Here is a 19,052-nt window from a genome sequence, read left to right as displayed (position 1 = left end):
TGCTGGTCGGATGCCTTCCGAGACGACCACGAGGCAGTGGCGGATCCGCCCGGCCCTACCGGTGCTCAAGCTCCTCGGGGCGGCCGGGATGTTCGCCCTGGGGATCCTGCTGGCCGAGGGTGACCTGCTCCGGCCGGTGTTCGGCGCCCTGGGCGCCGTACTGCTCGCCGGGTGGGGCATCCGGGACCTGATGGCACCGGTACGGCTGGCGGTGGACCCCGAGGGGATCACCGTGCCGGCGGGCTGGACCGGTCGACGCCACCTGCCCTGGTCGGCGGTGGAGAACATCCGGGTGCTGCACCGACCCGGCCGCGGCTTCGGCGGGCCGGCCCTGGAGATCGACACCAGCGACTCGCTGCACCTGTTCAGCCGGATGGATCTCGGCGTCGACCCGGAGGAGGTAGCCGAAGCCCTGGCCGCCGCCCGCCCGGAACCACCCGACCCCGACCGGTCCTGACCGACCCTCAGGTGAGCAGGGCGACCGTGCGGATCACGGCCGCGCCGAGCAGCAACACCATGATCGCTGTTCCGCCGACCGCCTGCACCAGGGTCCGATGCGACCTGGGCGCGTAGGCCAGCACCAGGGCCATCAGCCCGCCGAACACCAGACCGCCCAGGTGACCGGCGATCGAGATCTGCGGCACGGTGAAGGTGAAGATCAGGTTGATCACCAGGATCGGCAGGATCGCCGAGGTGTCCCGGCCCAGTCGCCGCATGATCACGAAGATCGCCGCGAAGAGGCCGAAGATGGCCGTGGAGGCACCGGCCGACATCTGGTTCGGCGGGCTGAACAGGTAGACCGCCACATTGCCGCCGAAGCCGGCGACGAAGTAGAGGGCGGCGAACCGCAGCGGGCCGAGCACGGCCTCCAGGGACCGGCCCAGCACCCACAGCGCCCACATGTTGAGCAGCAGGTGCAGCACCCCGTAGTGCAGGAACATCGCGGTGACCAGGCGGTACCACTGGCCCTCGGCGACCCCGCCGATGCTGCCGTCGAGGAACATCGCCCGACCCAGCACGGCACCCCACTCGGTCAGCGGAGTGCTGCCGCCCATCAGACCGCCGAAGCCGTTGCCACCGGCGGCGGCGTCCCCGCCCCGGTCGGAGGCGATCGACACCAGCATGACCAGCACGTTCAGGGCGATCAGAACCTTGGTCACGTAGCCGTGCCGGCCGGCGGCACCGCCACCGAAGGCGGTACGCGCCGGCCGTACGCTACGACGTCCCTGCGCCACACACTCCGGGCACTGGAAGCCGACGGATGCCTCGTTCATGCAGTCCGGGCAGATCGACCGGTCGCACCGGGTGCATCTGACGTAGGTCTCCCGCCCGGGGTGGCGGTAACAGGCCGGGGTGGTCGGCGCGGACTCACTCACCGCAGGCCCCAGGTGCCCGAGCGCTCAGTCATGCGAGCAAAGGTACCTTGATCCGCCGCAGCGACCGGTCACGCCGTACCCGGCCGGATCCTCCGTGCCCGCCACACCCAGGCCCGGGCGGCGGACACGGCAGGACGAGGTACGGGTCAGGCGCCCTGACGCTCGATCTCCACCCGCTCGATCACGACGTCCTGAAGCGGCCGGTCGCTCGGGCCGGTGGGGGTGTTGGCGATCGAGTCGACGACCTTCGCGGACTGCTCGTCGGCCACCTGACCGAAGATGGTGTGCCGGTTGTTCAGGTGCGGGGTCGGGGCGACCGTGATGAAGAACTGCGAGCCGTTGGTGCCGGGCCCGGCGTTCGCCATCGCCAGCAGGTAGGGCCGGTCGAAGCGCAGCTCGGGGTGGAACTCGTCGGCGAAGTTGTAGCCCGGGCCGCCGCGACCGGTGCCGGTCGGGTCACCCATCTGGACCATGAACCCGCTGATCACCCGGTGCGAGATGGTGCCGTCGTAGTACGGACCGCTGCCCGGCTGGCCGGTCCGCGGGTCGGTGTACTCGCGCGTGCCCTCGGCCAGCTCGACGAAGTTGCGGACGGTCTTCGGCGCGTGGTGGGGGAAAAGCTCCAGCCGGATCGGGCCGGCGTTGGTGTGCAAGGTGGCGTAGACAGCCTCGGCCACGGGTACTCCTCACTCGTTGGTCAGTTCCTTGCGGATCCTCCCATGTGCCCGATCTGGACATGCGGAGGCATCCGAAGGTGGAGGATGACAGAGGACAACTCCCAGGAGGTGGGAACGTGTTTGGAATCGCGCGGCGCAAGACCCAGGGGCAACTGGCCAGGGCCGAGCTGAACCGCGGCGTTGGTCACCTGCGGCAGGCCGCCACGCATGCCGCCAAGGGCGCCGGCGCCACGGTCGGTCCACGGGTCCAGGCGGCCCGCAGTGCCGTCACGCCGACCACCGTCATGATCCGGGATCGCGCGTCCAGCGGCCTGGCGACGACGGCCGCGGCACTCGCGCCCCTGACCCTGGCGCTGCGGCAGGCACAGGCCGAGGCAGCCGGAAAGACCGCTGCCGGAAAGAAGGCCGTCGCCACCAAGCAGGCGGCGGCCACCAGGAAGGTCAAGGCGAAGAACATGAAGGCGAAGAAGAAGTCCCGGCGCGGCACCATGATCGGCCTGCTGGCCGCCGGCACGGTGGCCGGACTGGCCGGTGCGATGGCCCTGCGGCGTTACCGGGAACAGCAGGTGTGGTCCGAGTACGACCCGGGCGCGGCACTTGAGCCGATGCAGGACGAGGTGGAGACCATCGAGGTGCGTACGGCCGGACCGGCCGGCGCGGGCAAGGCTTCGACCGGGGCGGGCAGCTCTGCGGTGGCCGGCGGCGACAGCGCCTCCACCACCCCCAGGACGACCAGTCCCACCCCGATCACCCCGACCGACAAGGTCCCCTCGGTCGCCGAGGGCGCCCGCACCACCTCCGGCCGCCCCGCCGACGACCTGACCAAGGCCGTAACCAACGCCCCCTCCACCTCCAACCCCCGCCCCTAACACCCACCCACCCCACCCTGCCCCGCCGCCCCACCCCGCCCGCCCCAGCCTCGGCGATCTTGCACTTTTGGTCCGTGCATAGCGGGCATATGCCACGAGTCAGCGACCGAAAGTGCAAGATCGCGGGGGCGATAAGGGGGTGGGGGCGGGAGGGGGAGGGGAGGGGGAGGGGGGAGGGGTTAGAGCCAGTCGTTGCGGCGGAACCAGCGGTAGAGGGCTAGGGAGATGGTGAGCATCAGGGCCAGGACCACGGGGTAGCCGTAGGCCACCTTGAGTTCGGGCATGAATTCGAAGTTCATGCCGTAGATGCCGGCGATGGCGGTCCAGACCGCGGCGATGGCGGCCCAGGCCGCGATCTTGCGCATGTCGTTGTTCTGGTCGACCGTCACCTGGGCCAGTCGGGCCTGAAGGATCGAGTTCAACAGATCGTCGTACGCGTTGACCTGCTCGACCGTACGACTCAGGTGGTCCTGCACGTCGCGGAAGTAGCGACGTACCTCCTTGGGGACCTCGCGGTTCATCTGGGTGGTCACCGCCAGCAGCGGACGCTGCAACGGCATCACCGCCCGCTTGAACTCCACCAGTTCCCGTTTGAGCTGGTAGATCCGCTGGATCCGGCCGGTGGCCTGACGGTCGAAGACCTCGATCTCCAACACGTCCATGTCGTCCTCGAGCTGGTCGGCGACCTCCAGGTAGAGGTCGACCACCCGGTCGGTGATCGCGTACGCGACCGCCCAGGGGCCGTGCAGGAGCAACTCCTGGCGGTCCTCCAACTGCTCGCGTACCGGGGCCAGGCGGCAGGCGTCCCCGTGCCGGACACTGATCAGGAAGTGCGGACCGATGAAGAGCATCACCTGCCCGGTCTCCACGACCTCGGAGTTCTCCGTCAGCTCGGTGTGCTCGCAGTAGCGGGCCGTACGCAACACCAGGAAGCTGACCTCGCCGAAGCGCTCCAGCTTGGGCCGCTGCTGGGCCTTGACCGCGTCCTCCACGGCCAACTCGTGCAGCCCGTAGCTGTCCGCGATCTCGGTCATCTCGGCCAGGTCCGGCTCGTGCAGCCCCAGCCACACGAAGCCGTTCTCCGCGCTGCGCGCTTCCGCCAGGGCCGCCGCGAAGTTCCAGTCGCCGGGCTGCCGCCGACCGTCGAGGTAGAGGGCGCAGTCCACCACCGCGCTGCGCGGGGAATCGGTCGGGGCCTCGGCGGCCGATGTGCCGTCCGGGCTGAGTCGGCGGGTCATCGCCCGTACCGGTGACCAGTTGCGCGGCCGCAGCGCCCGGCCGGCGGCCACCGACGCGGGGGTGGCGGCGGCCCGGTCCCGCTTGATCCGATCGGTCATCGCACCCCCTCCGCACGCCCCTGTCGCGGCTTGCAGGGTACGCCGCAGTAACGATCATGACGGCCTCGACGGGGGTCGAGGGGGTGGCGCCGGGCGAGCCGGGCCACCAGGGGGTGAGGCGCGGCCCGGCCCGCCCGGCGCCGTGGGGGCGGGGGTGGTGCTGCCGCGTCACCCAGGGGCGTGTCGGCGGCCGATTCGCGCCGGGCATGGTCCGCGATGGTCCAGCCCGGGAGGCCGCAGTACGCAGGTGAGTGACGCTCGCAGCATTGTGGGCCGCCGGCCGCCCCAGCGGGAGAGCTGGAGCGGCCGGGCGGGGCCTATTGTCGGGAATCCGACAGAAAATCAGCCGCGGACGGCTGCCATCGCCTCGGCCAGCCGCCGTACGCCCTCGTCCACCTGATCGGCGGTCACCGCCGAGTAGGCCAGACGCAGCGCGTGCCTACCCCCGTCGATGACGAAGTCGCTGCCCTTCACCACGGCGACGCCACGCTCGGCGGCAGCCGGAGCGAGCTTGTCGACATCGACGTCCTCCGGCAGCTCGACCCAGAGGAAGTAGCCGCCGTCCGGCTCCACGAACCGGGCCTCCGGGATGTGCCGGCGCAGTGACTCCGCCAACACCCGCGACCGCTCGCCCAGGGCCGCCCGGACGGTGTCGATGGACCGCTCGATGTCACCGGAGACGCAGAACTGGTGCACGATCGCCTGGGCCACCATGCCCGGGGAGATGTAGAGGCTGGTCGCCTTGCCGGCGATGTCGGCGATCAGGTCCGCCGGGCCGATCAGGTAGCCCACCCGGACCCCCGGGCAGACCGTCTTGGTGAAGCTGGAGGCGTGCACCACGACCCCCCGGGTGTCCATCGACAGCATCGACGGCAGGGGCTCGCCACGGAACCGGATGTCGGCGTACGGGTCGTCCTCGAAGATCGTGAAGCCGTACTCCGCAGCCAGCTCCAGCAGTTCCCGGCGCTTGTCCAGGGAGAGGGTCACCCCGGCCGGGTTCTGGTAGTTCGGGATGACATGGGCCAGCCGGGGCCGTACCCCGGACTCCAGCAGCTTGCGCAGCTCGGCGGTGTCCAAGCCGTCCGGCTGGATGGTGACCCCGTGCAGTTCGCTGCCCATCCGCTTGAGGTTGAGCAGGGTGCGGTCGTAGGTCGGGCGCTCCACCACCACGGCGTCGCCGGGGCGTACCAGGTGGTCGAAGAGGAAGGCGTCGGCCTGGAGGGAACCGTTGGTGATCAACACCTGGTCGGCCTCGACCCCGTGCTTCTCGGCCACCCACTTGCGCAGCGGGAGGTAGCCCACGGAGGTGCCGTAGGCGGTCACCCCGGCGGGATCGGCATCGAAGGCACGGACGGCGGCGGCCTTGAGCCCTTCGACATCGACGATGTCCAGCGAAGGCGCGCCACGGGCGAAGGAGATCAGCTGCTCGGCGGTCATGGCTGTTCAGCGTACGTGCGGTGACCTGGGGTGCGCCGACGGCACGGCGATGTCCGCATCCTGAGCCACCGGGTCGGGTGAGCCGGGGCGCCGATCCCACCCTCCGGGTCGCGCCACCTCAGGCCGAGGGGTCGAGCAGGTCAGGCCGCCGCGCCCGGCCACGCCGCATCGACGAGCACCGGTTCCCTCGCCGGAATCGGGGGTACGGCGGTCAGCTGCGCCTGCCGGGACAGGCCCGCCACCTGTAGTCCCAAGGAGGTGATCAGATGTCCCCAGTCGAAGTAGGACCGCCAGGTCATGATCCGGCCACGCCGCGCCCGGACCATGTCCACGACCTCCCAGGAGACCGTGCGCCCGGTCGGGGCCACCGTGCCGAAGGGGGTGTGCAGCACCCCGGTGTGGGTGCCGGTCAGGCGCTGCTCCACGGCCGCCCCGCCGGCCGTGCGTACCGCCGAGAGGGGGTCGACCCGCAGGTCGGGAAAGGCGCCAGTCCAGGTACGCAGCAGGGCCGGCAACTCCGGGGGGCGTACGGTCACCCCGGGCATGGAGTAACTGCCGTCGATCGCGTACAGCTCGGGCAGGCGGGCCACGTCCCGCCGCAGGAGCATCGCGTACTGCTGCTCGATCAACCGGTCCGCGCCGCGCATCCTGGCCTCCCTACCGGCGCGCTCGACCACGCCGCAGGCATTCCATACCCTCGCCCGGCCCCGCCACACCGATCCCGCGACCCGGCCCCGCAAAGCGGCAACAGCGGAATCGGTGTCGGGCGGCTAGTGTTTGCCCGTGTCTACCGAGCCGCTGCGCTGCGCCGGAGCGCTGATCGTCGACCCGGAGGGGCGCCTCTTCTTCCAGCGCCGCTCGCCGGACCGCCGCCTCTTCCCCGACTGCTGGGACATCGTCGGCGGCCACCTGGAACCCGGCGAGACCGTGGAACAGGCCCTGCGCCGGGAGGTCACCGAGGAGACCGGCTGGCAGGTGACGGAGATCCTCGGCCCGGTCGGCGAGTTCCGCTACGTCGGTGACGACGGGGTGGCCCGGATCGAGTCCGACTGGCTGGTACGGGTCGACGGCGACCTGGCCGCACCGACCCTGGAGGCCGGCAAGCACACCGAGTTCCGCTGGCTCGGCCCCGACGAGGTCGACCTGCTGGACGAGCACCGTCACATCGACGAGGGCCTGATCCGACAGCTGGCCGAGCGGGCATTCGCCCTGTTGAGGTCCACGCCTTCGTGAGCGACAGCGTCGGGCTGGCCGCACACCGGTTCGCCGCGCTGATCGCGCCGGTCATCGACCGGGTCTTCGTCGCCGCCATGCAGGCCGCCTGCGGTACCACCGGGCGGACGCGCACGCCGCCGCCGGACACACCTCGGCCAGCATCGTCGAACTGCCCGACGGGGCCCAACGGCGGGCCATCGAGCTGGAGACCGACCGGCGGGCCGCCGGGCCGTACGTCACGCTGACCCCGCCGCAGCGGCTGGAGTTCCTCGCCGACCTGGCGGCGCTACCCGGCTGAGCCGACGGCAGCCCGACCGGCGGCGCTATCCTCCTCCGGTGAGCGCCGCTAAGACAGATACAGAGACCGGCATGGTCGGGATGGTGCTGGCAGCCGGTGCCGGTCGCCGGCTCCGCCCGTACACCGACACCCTGCCGAAGGCTCTGGTGCCGGTGGACGGCGAGATCACCATCCTCGACATCGCGCTTGGCAACCTGGCCGAGGTGGGATTCACCGAGGTCGTGGTCGTGGTCGGCTACGCCGCGGAGGCCGTCCGGGAGCGTCAGGCCGATCTGGAGCGCCGGTACGGCGTCACGATCACCCTCGTGCACAACGACAAGGCTGAGGAGTGGAACAACGCGTACTCCCTCTGGCTGGCCCGGGACTGGTTCTCCCGGGGGGTCCTGCTGGTCAACGGCGACACGGTGCATCCGGTGAGCGTGGAGAAGACCCTGCTGGCCGAGCGGGGTCCCGGGATCCTGCTGGCGATCGACACCCTCAAGCCGCTGGCCGAGGAGGAGATGAAGACCACCTTCGACGCCGCCGGTCAGCTCACCCGGATCACCAAGCTGATGGAGCCGGCCGAGGCGTACGGCGAGTACATCGGCGCCACACTGATCGAGCCGCAGGTGGCCGAGGCCCTGGCCGACGCCCTGGAGGCTACCTGGCGGCGCGACCCGAACCTGTACTACGAGGACGGGTACCAGGAGTTCGCCGACCGAGGTGGTGAGGTGCGGGCCGCCCCGATCGGTGAGGTGTCCTGGGTCGAGGTCGACAACCACGCCGACCTGGCCCGGGCCCGGGAGATCGCGTGCCTCTACTAGCCCGTACGGTCACCACGCCGCTGTCGATCGAGGTCCGCCGAGGTGCGGTGACGGACCTCGGGGCACTGCTGGCCGACCGGCGGATCTCCGCAGGCGGCGACGTGGCGTTGGTGGTCGGCCCGGGGCAGGGCGAGAAGATCGCCGACCTGTGCCGACCCTCCCTGGGCTCGGCCGACATCTTCACCGTCAGCGGCGGCACGGTCGACTCGGCCAACGCGCTGGGCGACCAGTTGCGCCGCCGACACTACGACGCGGTCGTCGGGATCGGTGGCGGCAAGACCATCGACACCGCCAAGTACGCCGCCACCCGCTACGCCCTCCCGATGGTCACCGTGGCGACCAGCCTCGCCAACGACGGCATCGCCTCCCCGGTGGCCTCCCTGAGCCACGAGGGCGGCAAGGGGTCGTACGGCGTACACATCCCGATCGCCGTCCTGGTCGACCTGGACTTCGTGGAGAACGGCCCGGATCGGCAGACCCAGGCCGGCATCGGCGACGCGGTGAGCAACCTGAGCGCCTGCGCCGACTGGGAACTGGCCCACCAGGTACGCGACGAGCCGATCGACGGGCTGGCCCTGACCCTGGCCCGGACCGGGGCGGAGGCCCTGGTCAACCACCCCGGCAAGATCACCGACGACGCCTTCCTGACCACCCTGGCCGAGGCGCTGATCCTGGGCGGCATCTCGATGTCGGTCTGCGGTTCCAGCCGACCGGCCAGCGGCGGGGACCACGAGATCTCGCACGCCATCGATCACCTGTACCCGGGCACCGGCTCGCACGGGGAGCAGGTCGGCCTGGGCGCACTGTTCTGCACCTTCCTCCGGGGCGACCTGGAACGCTTCGGGCAGTTGGCCCGCTGCCTGCACCGGCACGGCCTCTCGACCCGGCCGAGCGAGCTGGGTCTCACCGACGAGCAGTTCGTCGAGGCGGTCGCCTACGCGCCGCGTACCCGGCCGGACCGCTACACCATCCTCGAACACCTCGCGTTGTCCGCTGACGACCTTCGTACCCGGCTGGGAGACTACGTTGACGCCCTCCGTGAGCACCTTGGCTGAGCCGTCCCGCCCCACGGTCGCCGACTTCCACCGGGTGAACCGGGGCGGTGGCCTGTTCAGCGAGTCGATCAGCCAGTGGATCGGTGCGGTCTTCGCACTGGTCGCCCAGCGACTCGGGCTGCGACCGACCGTACTGACCATCACCAATCTGGTGCTGGGGCTGGCCACCTCGGTCACCGTGGTCGCCCTAGCCGGTCCGGTCGCCGCCGGGGAGGTACCGGCCGTGCTGGTCGGGCTGCTGGCCCTGGTCGGCTGGCAGGTGGCGTACGCCCTGGACTGCGCCGACGGTCAACTGGCCCGGGTCACCCGGCAGGGCAGTGCGGCCGGCGCCCGGGTCGACATCCTCTGTGACGTGGCCGCCCAGATCGCCCTGGTGGCCGCGTTAGCGGCGACCGCGGTGGCGCAGCGCCCCTCGACCCCGGTCTGGCTGGTGGCCGCCTTCGCCGGCACCTGGATGGTCAACCTGGTCACCTCGGTGATGCAGTCCGGCCCGAACGCGGCCAGCATGGTCACCTCGACCTCCCTGCCCGTACGCCTGGTGAAACTGGTCCGCGACTACGGCGCGGTGATCTTCGCTGCCGCCGTGGTGCTGGCCTTCGCCCCGGCGCTCGCCTTCTGGGTGCTCGTGGCCTTCACGGTCGTCAACGGCGGCTTCCTGCTCGCCAGCATCGCCTTCTCCGCCCGCGCCTCGCTATAAGGAAGGGCACCTTATTAACGCCTCATGCATAGCAAGGGCCCCCTATTAACGCGCCGGGTAGCGGGCCGGCGCACCGGTTACTCGCCGCGCGAGTGTGAGGTTCCAGGGCATCCCGATCTGGTCCAGGTGCTCCCACTGTGCCAACTTTGAGGTGATCGACAATTGTTGACACCTCAATCAACGCCTGGGACGATCCATAGAAGAAGATCGCTTCCTGTCGAAGCGGATGCCACCCTCCCCACACCACCCACCCTTGGGAGACCTCATGCGCAAAACCGCCAAGCGGATTGCCTCGGTTCTCGCCGCCGCAGCCCTGACCACCACCCTCGCCGCCGCGCCCGCCTCCGCCGCCACACCAGAACGGGAGCCGTTCAAGGTGCCCGATCAGGGCTTGGTCCTGTACACCGCGAACAGCGCCTACGTGGTCGCCCGCCACACCGCAGTCGACAACCTCTGCCACCCCATGCAGGACGCGGTCACCCTGCTCGCCTGGAGCGGCGGCGTGTACGCCGTCGCCTACGCGAGTGACGACTGCACCGGCCACGGGTTGGGTCTCAGCGCCTGGCAGGGCTGGAGCCCTGGGGTATTCCTCTCCTACAAGCTCACCTCGTACTAAACCCACCCCACCCGCCCACCTCGCCCCGTTGATCATGAGGTTGTCGGCAGCCAAGGAGATCAACTTCGCCGTCAACCTCATGGTCAACCACTTGGCCTAGCGGGTGATCGACTCCGTTACGCCGTAGTGGCGGTATCCCACCCGTCCGGATCCCGCCATTTCGGCGTAACGGAGTGGATCATGGGCGGGCGAGGTCCGCGTACACGGCTAGGAGTTGCTTGGTGACCACGTCGGGGTGGAAGACCCGTTCGTAGCGGGCTCGGGCGGGGGCGGCCAGTGCGGCGGCGCCCGCGGCGGCCAGCGGTAGCGCGGCGGAGAGGGCGGCCGGCTCCGGCGGGACCACCCAACCGGCCTCACCGACCAGAACCCCGGCCGGCAGGGCGGACGCCACCCCGGACGCACTACCCGGACCGGCCAGGCCACCGGCACTACCGGGCCCGCCGGGGCTGGGTGGGGCGGGGGCCGAGGCGGATTCGGCGGGGCCGGTGCCGGCGGGTTCGCGGGGGGTGTCCGCGCCGACCAGGTACGGGATGCCGCCCAACGCGGTGCCGAGGACCGGGCGGCCACTGGCCAGCGCCTCGATGATCACCGTAGGCAGTACGTCGTGCCAGGTGGAGGTGGCCAGCACCACAGCGCTGGCGGCCAGGGCCGAGCGGACCCCGGCCCGGTCCAGCGGGCCCAGGAAGGTTACGTCGGCGCGTTCGGCGGCCGCCGCCTCGACCATCGGGCGCAGCTCACCGTCACCGGCGACCCGCAGCGGCCCCAGGGCCCCGTCCGGGTGCCGCCGCCACGCCTCCAGCAGCAGACCGAGGCCCTTCTCCGGGGAGAGTCGGCCGAGGAAGAGGAAGCCCTGGCCGAGGGGGGCGGGGGTGCCCGGGTCGGGGATGCCGTTCGGCTTCACGACGATCCGGGAATCCGGGATGCCGTAGTCGCGCAGGTGGTCGGCGACCGCGCTGGTCAGGGCGATGAACCGGTCCACCGACTTCCAGGTGCCCCGGTGCACGGCCAGGGTGGTGGCCATCAGGGCGCTCTGCGCCCGGGACCCCCGGTAGCAGCGGTGCACCACGGCCGGCACCCCCAGGGTCCGGCCCCGGCAGTCCTGACAGATCACCCCGTCGCGGAAGTACAGCCCGGAGGAGCAGACCTGGCGGTAGTTGTGCACCGTCTGCACCACCGGCACCCCGTGCTTGTGCGCGGTCCGCACCACCCAGGGCGAGAGCAGGGGGTACGGGTTGTGCAGGTGCAGCACGTCCGGCCGGTGCTCGGTGAGCAGCCGGGACAGGTCGGCCTGCGCCTTCGGGGCGTACATCGGGGAGATCGGCAGCAGGGCCTTAGCCGCCTTGGACATCGACGGGATCTCGTCCGAGCTGCGCAGGAAGGGCAGCACCTGCACACCGGCTGCGGTGAGCTGGGCGATCTCCGCGTCGACGATGGTGTTCTCACCGGAGGGCTGAGCTTCCCGGTACCGGTTGTGCGCCACCACAATCTTCACGGGAAAGAAGGCTACCGTTGGACGATGCCCGAACTACCGGAGGTGGAGGCGCTCGCGGGTTACCTGCGGCAGCGCGCGGTGGGCCGCCGCGTCGAGCGGCTGGAGGCCGTCGCGATCAGCGCCCTGAAGACGTACGATCCGGCGCTGACCGCGGTCACCGGCCGGTCGGTGACCGACGCCCGCCGGCACGGCAAGTTCCTCGATGTCGATTTCGAGGGTGACCTGCACCTGGTGGTGCACCTGGCTCGGGCCGGTTGGCTGCACTACCGGGAGGCCTTCGCCTCGACCGTCCCGCTGCGTCCGGGCAAAGGCCCGATCGCCCTTCGGGTACGTCTGGACGACGGTTCCGGTTTCGACCTGACCGAGGCCGGTACGCAGAAGAAGCTGGCCGTCTACCTGGTGACCGATCCGCAGGCGGTGCCCGGGGTGGCCAAGCTGGGGCCGGACGCCCTCGCGGCCGACCTGGCCACCTTCGCCGAGGCGGTACGCAGTCGACGGGGCCAGATCAAGGGGGTGCTCACCGATCAGGGGGTGCTGGCCGGGGTGGGCAACGCGTACTCGGATGAAATCCTGCACGCGGCGAAGCTGTCGCCGTTCGCCCTGACCGACCGGCTCACCGATGAGCAGATGGCGACCCTGCACACGGCCACCCGCCGGGTGCTCGGCGACGCGGTCACCCGCTCTCTGGGGCAGCGGGCTGCGGAGTTGAAGGGTGAGAAGCGGTCCGGGCTGAAGGTGCACGCCCGCACCGGGCTGCCCTGCCCGGTCTGCGGCGACACCGTACGTGAGGTCTCCTTCGCCGATTCCAGCCTCCAGTACTGCCCCACCTGTCAGACCGGCGGCAAGCCGCTTGCTGACCGAAGGTTGTCCCGACTCGTACGGTGAGTGACGAGACTCTCGACTACGGAGCGGAATCGGACGTGGGGTGCGCAACCACGGTCCGGCACTCTTCCGGGGCCGCCATCCATCGGTATAGTGGCCCGGTCCCCGGCTTCCGGATGGCGTGGAGCCGGCCAGATCGCAGGCGAACACGAGTCCGTCACGCAATGTCCCTCGGGTCGGCGTGATGACGGCATCCGCGTGGGAAACTGAAATGGTGGGCCACTCGGGCCCTTACGGCGAGTAAGCGGTGCGGGTCATGCGGGAGGACATGGGTGAGGTGACGACTAGCCTCCAGCGCCCGGTAACCAACGAAGGCCGGAGCAGACTCGTGCGGCACGTCGACAGCTTCGAGATCCAGCCGCCGACCCCGTCGTCGCACAACGGGGTACCCCGTTCGGCATGGGCGCGGGCCCGGCGACGGGTCTCCCGTTGGCACCGGCCGTACACCGCGATCCTGCTGCTGTTGGACTTCGCGGCGGCGGCCTTCGCCAGCTTCACCGCGATCCGCACCTTCGACCAGGCCACGGCCGGTTTCCACGAGGCGCAGAACGACCCCACCTGGTTCCACACGGTGGCCTTCCTGCTGCTGCCGCTGGGCTGGCTGACCATTCTGTGGTTCAGCGGGGCCTATGACCGGCGTTGTCTGGGTCTGGGGCCGGACGAGTTCAAACGGGTGATCCGGGCCGGGGTAGCGGTCTGCGCGGCGGTGTCCTTCCTGGCCTTCGCCACCAAGACGGACCTGTCCCGGTTCACGGTCGGCACCGCCCTGCTGCTGGCCCTGCTGTTGATCCTGCTGGGCCGGATCCTTACCCGGTTCGTGCTGCATGTGATGCGCCGCAACACCCAGCAGGCGGCCCACCGGATGGTGCTGGTCGGCACCCTGCCGGAGTGCCTGGAGGTCTACACCGCGGTCACCCGCAACCCCGCCGCCGGGCTGGTCCCGGTGGCCATCCACATCACGGACGGTTACGCCGCCGCCAAGGGGGTGCAGACCCCCGTCCCGGTGTACGCCGGCCGCGACGTGCTGGCCCTGGTACGCGAGGTGGGCGGCGACACGATCGCGGTCTGCGGCTCGGCCAGCGCCGAGCCGGGCGAGCTGCGCCGGCTGGCCTGGCAGTTGGAGGGCTCCGGGGTCGACCTGGTGGTGGCCCCGCAGCTGACCGACATCGCCGGCCCCCGGGTGCACATCCGCCCGATCGAGGGCCTGCCGCTGCTGCACGTCGAGGAACCCACCCTGTCCGGGCCGGCACTGCTGGCCAAGAACATGATGGATCGGGTCGCCGCTGGGCTGGGCCTGCTGGCGTTGATCCCGGTCTTCATCGTCATCGCCGTCGCCATCCGGATCTCCGATCCGGGTCCGGTCTTCTTCCGCCAGCCCCGGGTGGGGCATGAGGGGCGCACCTTCCGGGTGTGGAAGTTCCGCACCATGTATGTAGACGCGGAGGACCGGCTGGCCAGCCTGGTCGACCAGAACGAGACCGACGGCATGTTGTTCAAGATGAAGCAGGATCCCCGGGTCTTCCCGGTGGGCCGCTTCCTGCGCGCCTCCTCGCTGGACGAGCTGCCGCAGCTGATCAACGTACTCATGGGCGAGATGTCCCTGGTCGGGCCGCGCCCTCTGCCCGCCGACGACGGCGACTTCCTCGGCGATGTGCGCCGTCGGCTGCTGGTCCGTCCGGGGATGACCGGGCTGTGGCAGGTGTCCGGCCGCTCCGACCTGTCCTGGGACGAGGCCGTCCGACTGGACCTCTACTACGTCGACAACTGGTCGTTGGCGTACGACCTGAGCATCCTGTGGCGCACGGTGGGCGTGGTGCTGGCCCGCAAGGGCGCCTACTGACCCTCGCCGATCGGCAGTCGCCCCTTCCGCCGGAGCGCGGATGGCAGCAGGATCATCGGCGTGGGCGGCAACCTCTCTGCGATCGTCGGAGTCTTCTCGCTGGTCGCCGTACTGGCTGCGGCGCTGTTCGGGGTGGCCCGATCACGTGCCCGCCGCGCCATCGCCACCCCCGGTCAGCGGGCCACCTACGAGGTGCTGCACACCGCCGGGCTGGCCGCCGAACCGCTGCGCGCCGGACTGAACCCGGCCAACGCCGCGAAGGCCGCCCGTCACCTGCGCAGCCTGGTCGGTGCGGAAGGGCTGGCCCTGACCGACACCGAGGACCTGCTGGCCCTGGACGGCCTGGGCACGCACCACGGCCGACAACTCTTGGCGGCGGCGCAGCGGGTGATCGACGCAGAGCGTTCCACCGTGCTCGGCGAGGCCGAACTGTTCTGCGACCGGCTCGACTGCCTGGTACGCGGCGCGGTGGTGGCGCCCCTGGCCGGCGCCGAGGGGCGGGTGGTCGGCGCGCTGGTCGCGGTCACCGACGGGGTACCCGCGCCAGGTCTGGTGCAGGCCAGCCTGGAGACCGCACACTGGGCCGGCAGCCAGCTGGCCCTGGCCGAGCTGGACTCCTCCCGCGAACGGTTGGCCCGAGCGGAGGTCCGGGCGCTGCGGGCGCAGATCAGCCCGCACTTCATCTACAACGCGCTGACCGCGATCGGCTCCTTCGTCCGCACCGACCCGGAGCGGGCCCGGGAGCTGATCCTGGAATTCGCCGAGTTCACCCGATACTCCTTTCGGGCGCACGGTGAGTTCACCACGTTGGCCGAGGAGTTGCGCTCGATCGATCGCTACCTGACGATCGAACGGGCCCGGTTCGGTGACCGGCTTCAGGTGCGCCTCCAGATCGCCCCGGAGGTGCTGCCGGTGACCCTGCCGTTCCTGTGCCTGCAACCGCTGGTGGAGAACGCCGTCCGGCACGGATTGTCCCGCAAACCCGGCATGGGCATGGTCAGCATCGAGGCTCAGGACGCGGGCGCCGAATGCCACATCACCGTGGAGGACGACGGAGTGGGGATGGACCCGGGCACCCTGACCGCGGGAATCGCCGAGTTGGCCGGGAGCGGCGGCGACCCGGGAGACGACCCGGGCCAGCACGTCGGGCTGTCGAATGTCGACGAGCGACTCCGGTCGGTCTTCGGAGACGGCTTCGGCCTGGTCGTGGAGACGGACCTGGGAACGGGTACGAAGGTGAGTATGCGAGTGCCGAAGTTCCACCCCGGCGTACGGGCCAACGCGTGAGCGGCAACGGCGGGGTCGCCGGTTTCCTGCGGGTACTCGCGGTGGACGACGAACCCCCGGCGCTGGACGAGTTGGCGTACCACCTGCGGGCCGACCCCCGGGTGGCCCGGCTGCGCACGGCCGGGGACGCCACCGAGGCGCTGCGGGTGCTCCGCGACGACGAGGTGGACGTGATCTTCCTGGACATCCGGATGCCCGGCCTGGACGGCATGGAACTGGCCCGGGTGTTGCGCCAGTTCGCCCGGCCCCCGGCGATCGTCTTCGTCACCGCGTACGACGACGGCGCGGCGGACGCCTTCGACCTGGGTGCCACCGACTACGTCCGCAAGCCGGTACGCGCCGAACGGCTGGCCGAGGCGCTGCGCCGGGTGGTCGGCTCCCGGGTGGTGCCGTCGCATCCGGCCGCGTTGGCCCGTACCGAGGAGGATCCGACCATCCCGGTGGAGCTGGCCGGCAGCACCCGGATGCTGCCCCGCTCGGCGGTGCGCTGGGTGGAGGCGCAGGGCGACTACGCCCGGTTGCACACCGCCGAGGGCTCACACCTGGTCCGGGTGTCGCTCGCCACCCTCGCCGACCGCTGGGCCGACGGCGGCTTCGTCCGGATCCACCGCTCGTACCTGGTCCAACTACGCCTGATCGCCGAACTCCGCTTGGTCAACTCCGGCTACGTAGTGGTAATCGACGACACCGAACTCCCAGTAAGCCGCCGCCACACCCGAGAACTGAAGGACAAACTAGTCCGAGCCGCTAAACAAGCCTGGACCCGCTAACCCCACTCCCCACCCCCACCCCCAACCCCCCACCCCCACCCCACCTAGCCCTGACCCTCGCCCCGTTGATCATGAGGTTGACGGCGAAGTTGGTCTCCCTGACGCCGCTAACCTCATGATCAACGGGGTCAGGGTGGGTTGCGGGGCTGCCTGGGTGGGGGTTTTCCACGGGGTTTTCCACAGGGTTGGAGGGTTATCCACAGGTTGCCCACAGGGCTCTTGACAATCTCGGTGAGCGGACCAGACTCCCGTGAATGGCCGCCGAGGATCCCGTGCCGGCACCCCGCCGAACCGAGCCGGACCGGCAGGCACCTGAGCAGCGCCCGGCCGGCGGGGAGCAAGGGTCGGCTGAACAGCCGGCATCCTCGCCGCCGAGGCGTACGCGGGTGGTGTTGGCCGAGGTGTCCCGGCGGCGGCAGCGCAGCGGGGGTGCCCGTACCGAGTTGACCCAGCAGACCCGGGTCGGCGAGGCGCTGATCCACGGTCTGGTCCGCGCCCAGTTGGCCCTGGCGCTGCAACTGTCGGCGGTGGTCATGGTGGGGCTGGGCGGGTTGCCGCTGCTCTTCGCCGTCGCCCCCTCGGTCGGCGGGACGACCGTGCTGGGGATCAACCTGCCGTGGCTGCTGCTCGGGGTGCTCTCCTTCCCATTCCTGATGGCGGTCGGCTGGACCTATGTGCGGTTGGCCGAACGCAACGAGCAGGACTTCGCCGACCTGGTCCAGCGGCCGGAGCGCTGAGGTGGGCAACGGACTCGTCGTACCGGCGATCGTGGCGGTCACCCTGATCACCGTCGGGATCGGCTTCTACGGGCTGCGGTTGGCCCGCACCACCTCCGATTTCCTGGTCGCCTCCCGGGTGGTCAGCCCTACCTGGAACGCGGCGGCCATCGGCGGGGAGTACCTGTCGGCGGCCAGCTTCCTCGGGGTGGCCGGGCTGATCCTCAAGTACGGCGTGGACGTGCTCTGGTACCCGGTCGGCTTCGCGGCCGGCTATCTGGCCCTGCTGCTGTTCGTCGCCGCACCACTGCGCCGCTCCGGCGCCTTCACCCTGCCCGACTTCTGCGAACTGCGGCTGGGCTCCCGCCGGCTGCGCACCCTGGCCACCGTATTCGTGATCTTCATCGGCTGGCTCTATCTGGTGCCCCAGTTGCAGGGGGCCGGGCTGACGTTGGCCACCCTGGCCGGTTCCCCGTACCCGGTGGGGGCTCTGGTGGTCGCCCTGGTGGTCACCGCCAATGTCGCGCTCGGCGGGATGCGGGCGATCACCTTCGTGCAGGCGTTCCAGTACTGGCTGAAGCTGACCGCGCTGGCCGTACCCGCGATCTTCCTGGCGTTGCAGTGGCAGGCCGACGGGCGGCCGGCGGTGACCCCACCCGACGGGCCGACCTTCCGGACCGCGACCACCGTCGTGGTCGAGCACCGCGCGGTGCTCACCCTGCCGGACGGGCAGACCCGGGAGGTACGCCCCGGCGACGAGTTGACCTTCGCGGCGGGCGAGCCGGTACCGGAGGTCTCCGGGGTGGCCACCAGCGCGACCGACTGGTTGCTGCCCAGCACGGCCGGTTCGGACGACCGGGGACTGTTCGCCACGTACTCCCTGATCCTGGCCACCTTCCTGGGCACCATGGGGCTGCCGCACGTACTGGTGCGCTTCTACACCAACCCGGACGGCGCCGCAGCCCGCCGGACGACCCTCGTGGTGCTGGCCCTGGTCGGGGTCTTCTATCTGCTGCCCACCATCTACGGGGTGCTGGGTCGGATCTACACCCCACAACTGCTCGTCAGCGGTCAGACCGACGCGGTGGTGGTGCTGCTGCCCGAGGCGGCCCTCGGCGCCGGGACCACCGGTCGGCTGCTGGCCGCCCTGGTCGCCGCCGGGGCCTTCGCGGCCTTCCTGTCCACCTCCTCCGGGCTGCTGACCAGCGTCGCCGGAGTGATCTCCACGGATGTGCTCGGCCGGGGTTCGGTGCGTGGCTTCCGGCTGGCCACCCTGATCGCCGGCGGGGTGCCCCTGATCCTCGCCCTGAACGTCTCCGGGCTGGACGTCTCCCAGGTGGTCGGGCTGGCCTTCGCCGTCGCCGCCTCCAGTTTCTGCCCGCTGCTGGTGCTCGGCATCTGGTGGCGCGGGCTCACCGACGCGGGGGCCGCCGCCGGGATCCTGGTCGGCGGCGGGGCGGCGGTGTCGGCGGTGCTGATCACCGTGCTCGGGCCGCCGTTGAGCGGCTGGCCGGCCACCCTGACCGGGCAGCCGGCCGCCTGGACGGTGCCGCTGGCCTTCACGGTGATGGTCGCGGTCTCCCTGGCCACCCGTGGCCGTACCCCCACCGACGTCGGCCGCACCATGCTCCGCCTGCACGCCCCGGACAGCCTCCGGCTGTAAGGAGGGGCACCTTGTTAACGCC

The 19,052-nt window shown here is 70.8% G+C and carries 19 protein-coding genes; 13 read left to right on the top strand and 6 right to left on the bottom strand.

The features are described from left to right. The first annotated feature begins 10 nt into the window (after positions 1-10). Positions 11-457 (top strand): PH domain-containing protein, encoded by a 447-nt coding sequence (locus ACGFIK_RS11120; protein WP_327023610.1) that lies wholly within the window; start codon positions 11-13, stop codon positions 455-457. A 7-nt stretch (positions 458-464) separates the two neighbouring features. Here the strand turns inward: ACGFIK_RS11120 and ACGFIK_RS11115 are convergent, their stop codons facing one another. Together ACGFIK_RS11115 and ACGFIK_RS11110 are read right to left on the bottom strand one after the other, a co-directional pair. Next, entirely contained in the window at positions 465-1,376 is a 912-nt protein-coding gene (locus tag ACGFIK_RS11115; protein WP_327023609.1) for a rhomboid family intramembrane serine protease, read from the bottom strand. Positions 1,377-1,522: 146 nt separating this feature from the next. Beyond that, a complete protein-coding gene (locus ACGFIK_RS11110) occupies positions 1,523-2,053 on the bottom strand; it encodes a peptidylprolyl isomerase (protein ID WP_327023608.1) in 531 nt (176 codons plus the stop codon). A 59-nt stretch (positions 2,054-2,112) separates the two neighbouring features. On the opposite strand from ACGFIK_RS11110, the gene ACGFIK_RS11105 reads away from it, so the two are divergent. Then, on the top strand, positions 2,113-2,922 hold the full coding sequence (locus ACGFIK_RS11105; RefSeq protein WP_357530707.1) for a hypothetical protein: 810 nt from the start codon (positions 2,113-2,115) through the stop codon (positions 2,920-2,922). Between the two features lie 179 nt (positions 2,923-3,101). On the opposite strand, the gene corA is transcribed toward ACGFIK_RS11105, so the two are convergent. The 3 genes from corA to ACGFIK_RS11090 form a co-directional block, all read right to left on the bottom strand. Next, positions 3,102-4,160, bottom strand: coding sequence for a magnesium/cobalt transporter CorA (gene corA, locus ACGFIK_RS11100; protein WP_393339020.1), 1,059 nt, complete (start codon positions 4,158-4,160; stop codon positions 3,102-3,104). Between the two features lie 441 nt (positions 4,161-4,601). Next, on the bottom strand, positions 4,602-5,696 hold the full coding sequence (locus ACGFIK_RS11095; protein ID WP_357530709.1) for a PLP-dependent aminotransferase family protein: 1,095 nt from the start codon (positions 5,694-5,696) through the stop codon (positions 4,602-4,604). A gap of 140 nt (positions 5,697-5,836) precedes the next feature. After that, positions 5,837-6,343: an ester cyclase gene (locus ACGFIK_RS11090; protein WP_393338933.1), complete on the bottom strand. Its 507-nt coding sequence runs from the start codon at positions 6,341-6,343 to the stop codon at positions 5,837-5,839. Positions 6,344-6,479: 136 nt separating this feature from the next. On the opposite strand from ACGFIK_RS11090, the gene ACGFIK_RS11085 reads away from it, so the two are divergent. From ACGFIK_RS11085 to ACGFIK_RS11065, 5 genes are all read left to right on the top strand, one after another. Continuing rightward, complete coding sequence (locus tag ACGFIK_RS11085; RefSeq protein ID WP_327023603.1) at positions 6,480-6,929, top strand: NUDIX domain-containing protein; 450 nt, start codon at positions 6,480-6,482, stop codon at positions 6,927-6,929. Positions 6,930-7,280: 351 nt separating this feature from the next. After that, entirely contained in the window at positions 7,281-8,012 is a 732-nt protein-coding gene (locus tag ACGFIK_RS11080; RefSeq protein WP_327027360.1) for a phosphocholine cytidylyltransferase family protein, read from the top strand. After that, positions 8,000-9,067 carry an iron-containing alcohol dehydrogenase family protein gene (locus tag ACGFIK_RS11075; RefSeq protein WP_357530713.1) on the top strand — a complete coding sequence of 356 codons (1,068 nt, stop codon included), beginning with the start codon at positions 8,000-8,002 and terminating at the stop codon, positions 9,065-9,067. The genes ACGFIK_RS11080 and ACGFIK_RS11075 overlap by 13 nt, the downstream gene beginning before the upstream one ends. Next, entirely contained in the window at positions 9,051-9,764 is a 714-nt protein-coding gene (locus ACGFIK_RS11070) for a CDP-alcohol phosphatidyltransferase family protein (protein WP_327023601.1), read from the top strand. The genes ACGFIK_RS11075 and ACGFIK_RS11070 overlap by 17 nt, the downstream gene beginning before the upstream one ends. 265 nt (positions 9,765-10,029) lie before the next feature. Then, the gene (locus tag ACGFIK_RS11065; RefSeq protein ID WP_327023600.1) at positions 10,030-10,380 is read left to right on the top strand and encodes a hypothetical protein; all 351 of its coding nucleotides are present in this window, start codon (positions 10,030-10,032) and stop codon (positions 10,378-10,380) included. Positions 10,381-10,558: 178 nt separating this feature from the next. Here ACGFIK_RS11065 and ACGFIK_RS11060 read toward each other — a convergent pair whose 3' ends face one another. Beyond that, a complete protein-coding gene (locus ACGFIK_RS11060; protein ID WP_327023599.1) occupies positions 10,559-11,872 on the bottom strand; it encodes a glycosyltransferase in 1,314 nt (437 codons plus the stop codon). 24 nt (positions 11,873-11,896) lie between these two features. Between ACGFIK_RS11060 and ACGFIK_RS11055 the strand changes: the two genes are divergently transcribed. The 6 genes from ACGFIK_RS11055 to ACGFIK_RS11030 all read left to right on the top strand — a co-directional run bounded on the left by ACGFIK_RS11055 (position 11,897) and on the right by ACGFIK_RS11030 (position 19,030). Beyond that, entirely contained in the window at positions 11,897-12,757 is an 861-nt protein-coding gene (locus ACGFIK_RS11055) for a DNA-formamidopyrimidine glycosylase family protein (RefSeq protein WP_327023598.1), read from the top strand. A 265-nt stretch (positions 12,758-13,022) separates the two neighbouring features. Next, positions 13,023-14,594: a sugar transferase gene (locus ACGFIK_RS11050; protein ID WP_327027358.1), complete on the top strand. Its 1,572-nt coding sequence runs from the start codon at positions 13,023-13,025 to the stop codon at positions 14,592-14,594. A 60-nt stretch (positions 14,595-14,654) separates the two neighbouring features. Then, a complete protein-coding gene (locus ACGFIK_RS11045; protein ID WP_327023597.1) occupies positions 14,655-15,881 on the top strand; it encodes a histidine kinase in 1,227 nt (408 codons plus the stop codon). Then, positions 15,878-16,651: a LytTR family DNA-binding domain-containing protein gene (locus tag ACGFIK_RS11040; RefSeq protein ID WP_327023596.1), complete on the top strand. Its 774-nt coding sequence runs from the start codon at positions 15,878-15,880 to the stop codon at positions 16,649-16,651. Before ACGFIK_RS11045 ends, ACGFIK_RS11040 begins: the two co-directional genes overlap by 4 nt. Before the next feature lie 254 nt (positions 16,652-16,905). Next, a complete protein-coding gene (locus tag ACGFIK_RS11035; RefSeq protein WP_327023595.1) occupies positions 16,906-17,388 on the top strand; it encodes a DUF485 domain-containing protein in 483 nt (160 codons plus the stop codon). A 1-nt stretch (position 17,389) separates the two neighbouring features. Further along, entirely contained in the window at positions 17,390-19,030 is a 1,641-nt protein-coding gene (locus ACGFIK_RS11030; RefSeq protein WP_327023594.1) for a cation acetate symporter, read from the top strand. The last annotated feature ends 22 nt before the right edge of the window (positions 19,031-19,052 follow it).

The sequence above is a fragment of the Micromonospora sp. NPDC048871 genome, from assembly GCF_043198155.1.
Taxonomy (GTDB): domain Bacteria; phylum Actinomycetota; class Actinomycetes; order Mycobacteriales; family Micromonosporaceae; genus Micromonospora.
This window is presented reverse-complemented; position numbering and strand designations above follow the sequence as displayed.

Bases quoted from the DNA above. Each gene is read 5' to 3' on its own strand.
- corA (WP_393339020.1), bottom strand. From the start codon at position 4,160: ATGACCCGCCGACTCAGCCCGGACGGCACATCGGCCGCCGAGGCCCCG.
- ACGFIK_RS11105 (WP_357530707.1), top strand. From the start codon at position 2,113: ATGCGGAGGCATCCGAAGGTGGAGGATGACAGAGGACAACTCCCAGGA.
- ACGFIK_RS11090 (WP_393338933.1), bottom strand. From the start codon at position 6,343: ATGCGCGGCGCGGACCGGTTGATCGAGCAGCAGTACGCGATGCTCCTG.
- ACGFIK_RS11055 (WP_327023598.1), top strand. From the start codon at position 11,897: ATGCCCGAACTACCGGAGGTGGAGGCGCTCGCGGGTTACCTGCGGCAG.
- ACGFIK_RS11050 (WP_327027358.1), top strand. From the start codon at position 13,023: ATGGGTGAGGTGACGACTAGCCTCCAGCGCCCGGTAACCAACGAAGGC.
- ACGFIK_RS11080 (WP_327027360.1), top strand. From the start codon at position 7,281: ATGGTCGGGATGGTGCTGGCAGCCGGTGCCGGTCGCCGGCTCCGCCCG.
- ACGFIK_RS11120 (WP_327023610.1), top strand. From the start codon at position 11: ATGCCTTCCGAGACGACCACGAGGCAGTGGCGGATCCGCCCGGCCCTA.
- ACGFIK_RS11035 (WP_327023595.1), top strand. From the start codon at position 16,906: ATGGCCGCCGAGGATCCCGTGCCGGCACCCCGCCGAACCGAGCCGGAC.
- ACGFIK_RS11095 (WP_357530709.1), bottom strand. From the start codon at position 5,696: ATGACCGCCGAGCAGCTGATCTCCTTCGCCCGTGGCGCGCCTTCGCTG.
- ACGFIK_RS11065 (WP_327023600.1), top strand. From the start codon at position 10,030: ATGCGCAAAACCGCCAAGCGGATTGCCTCGGTTCTCGCCGCCGCAGCC.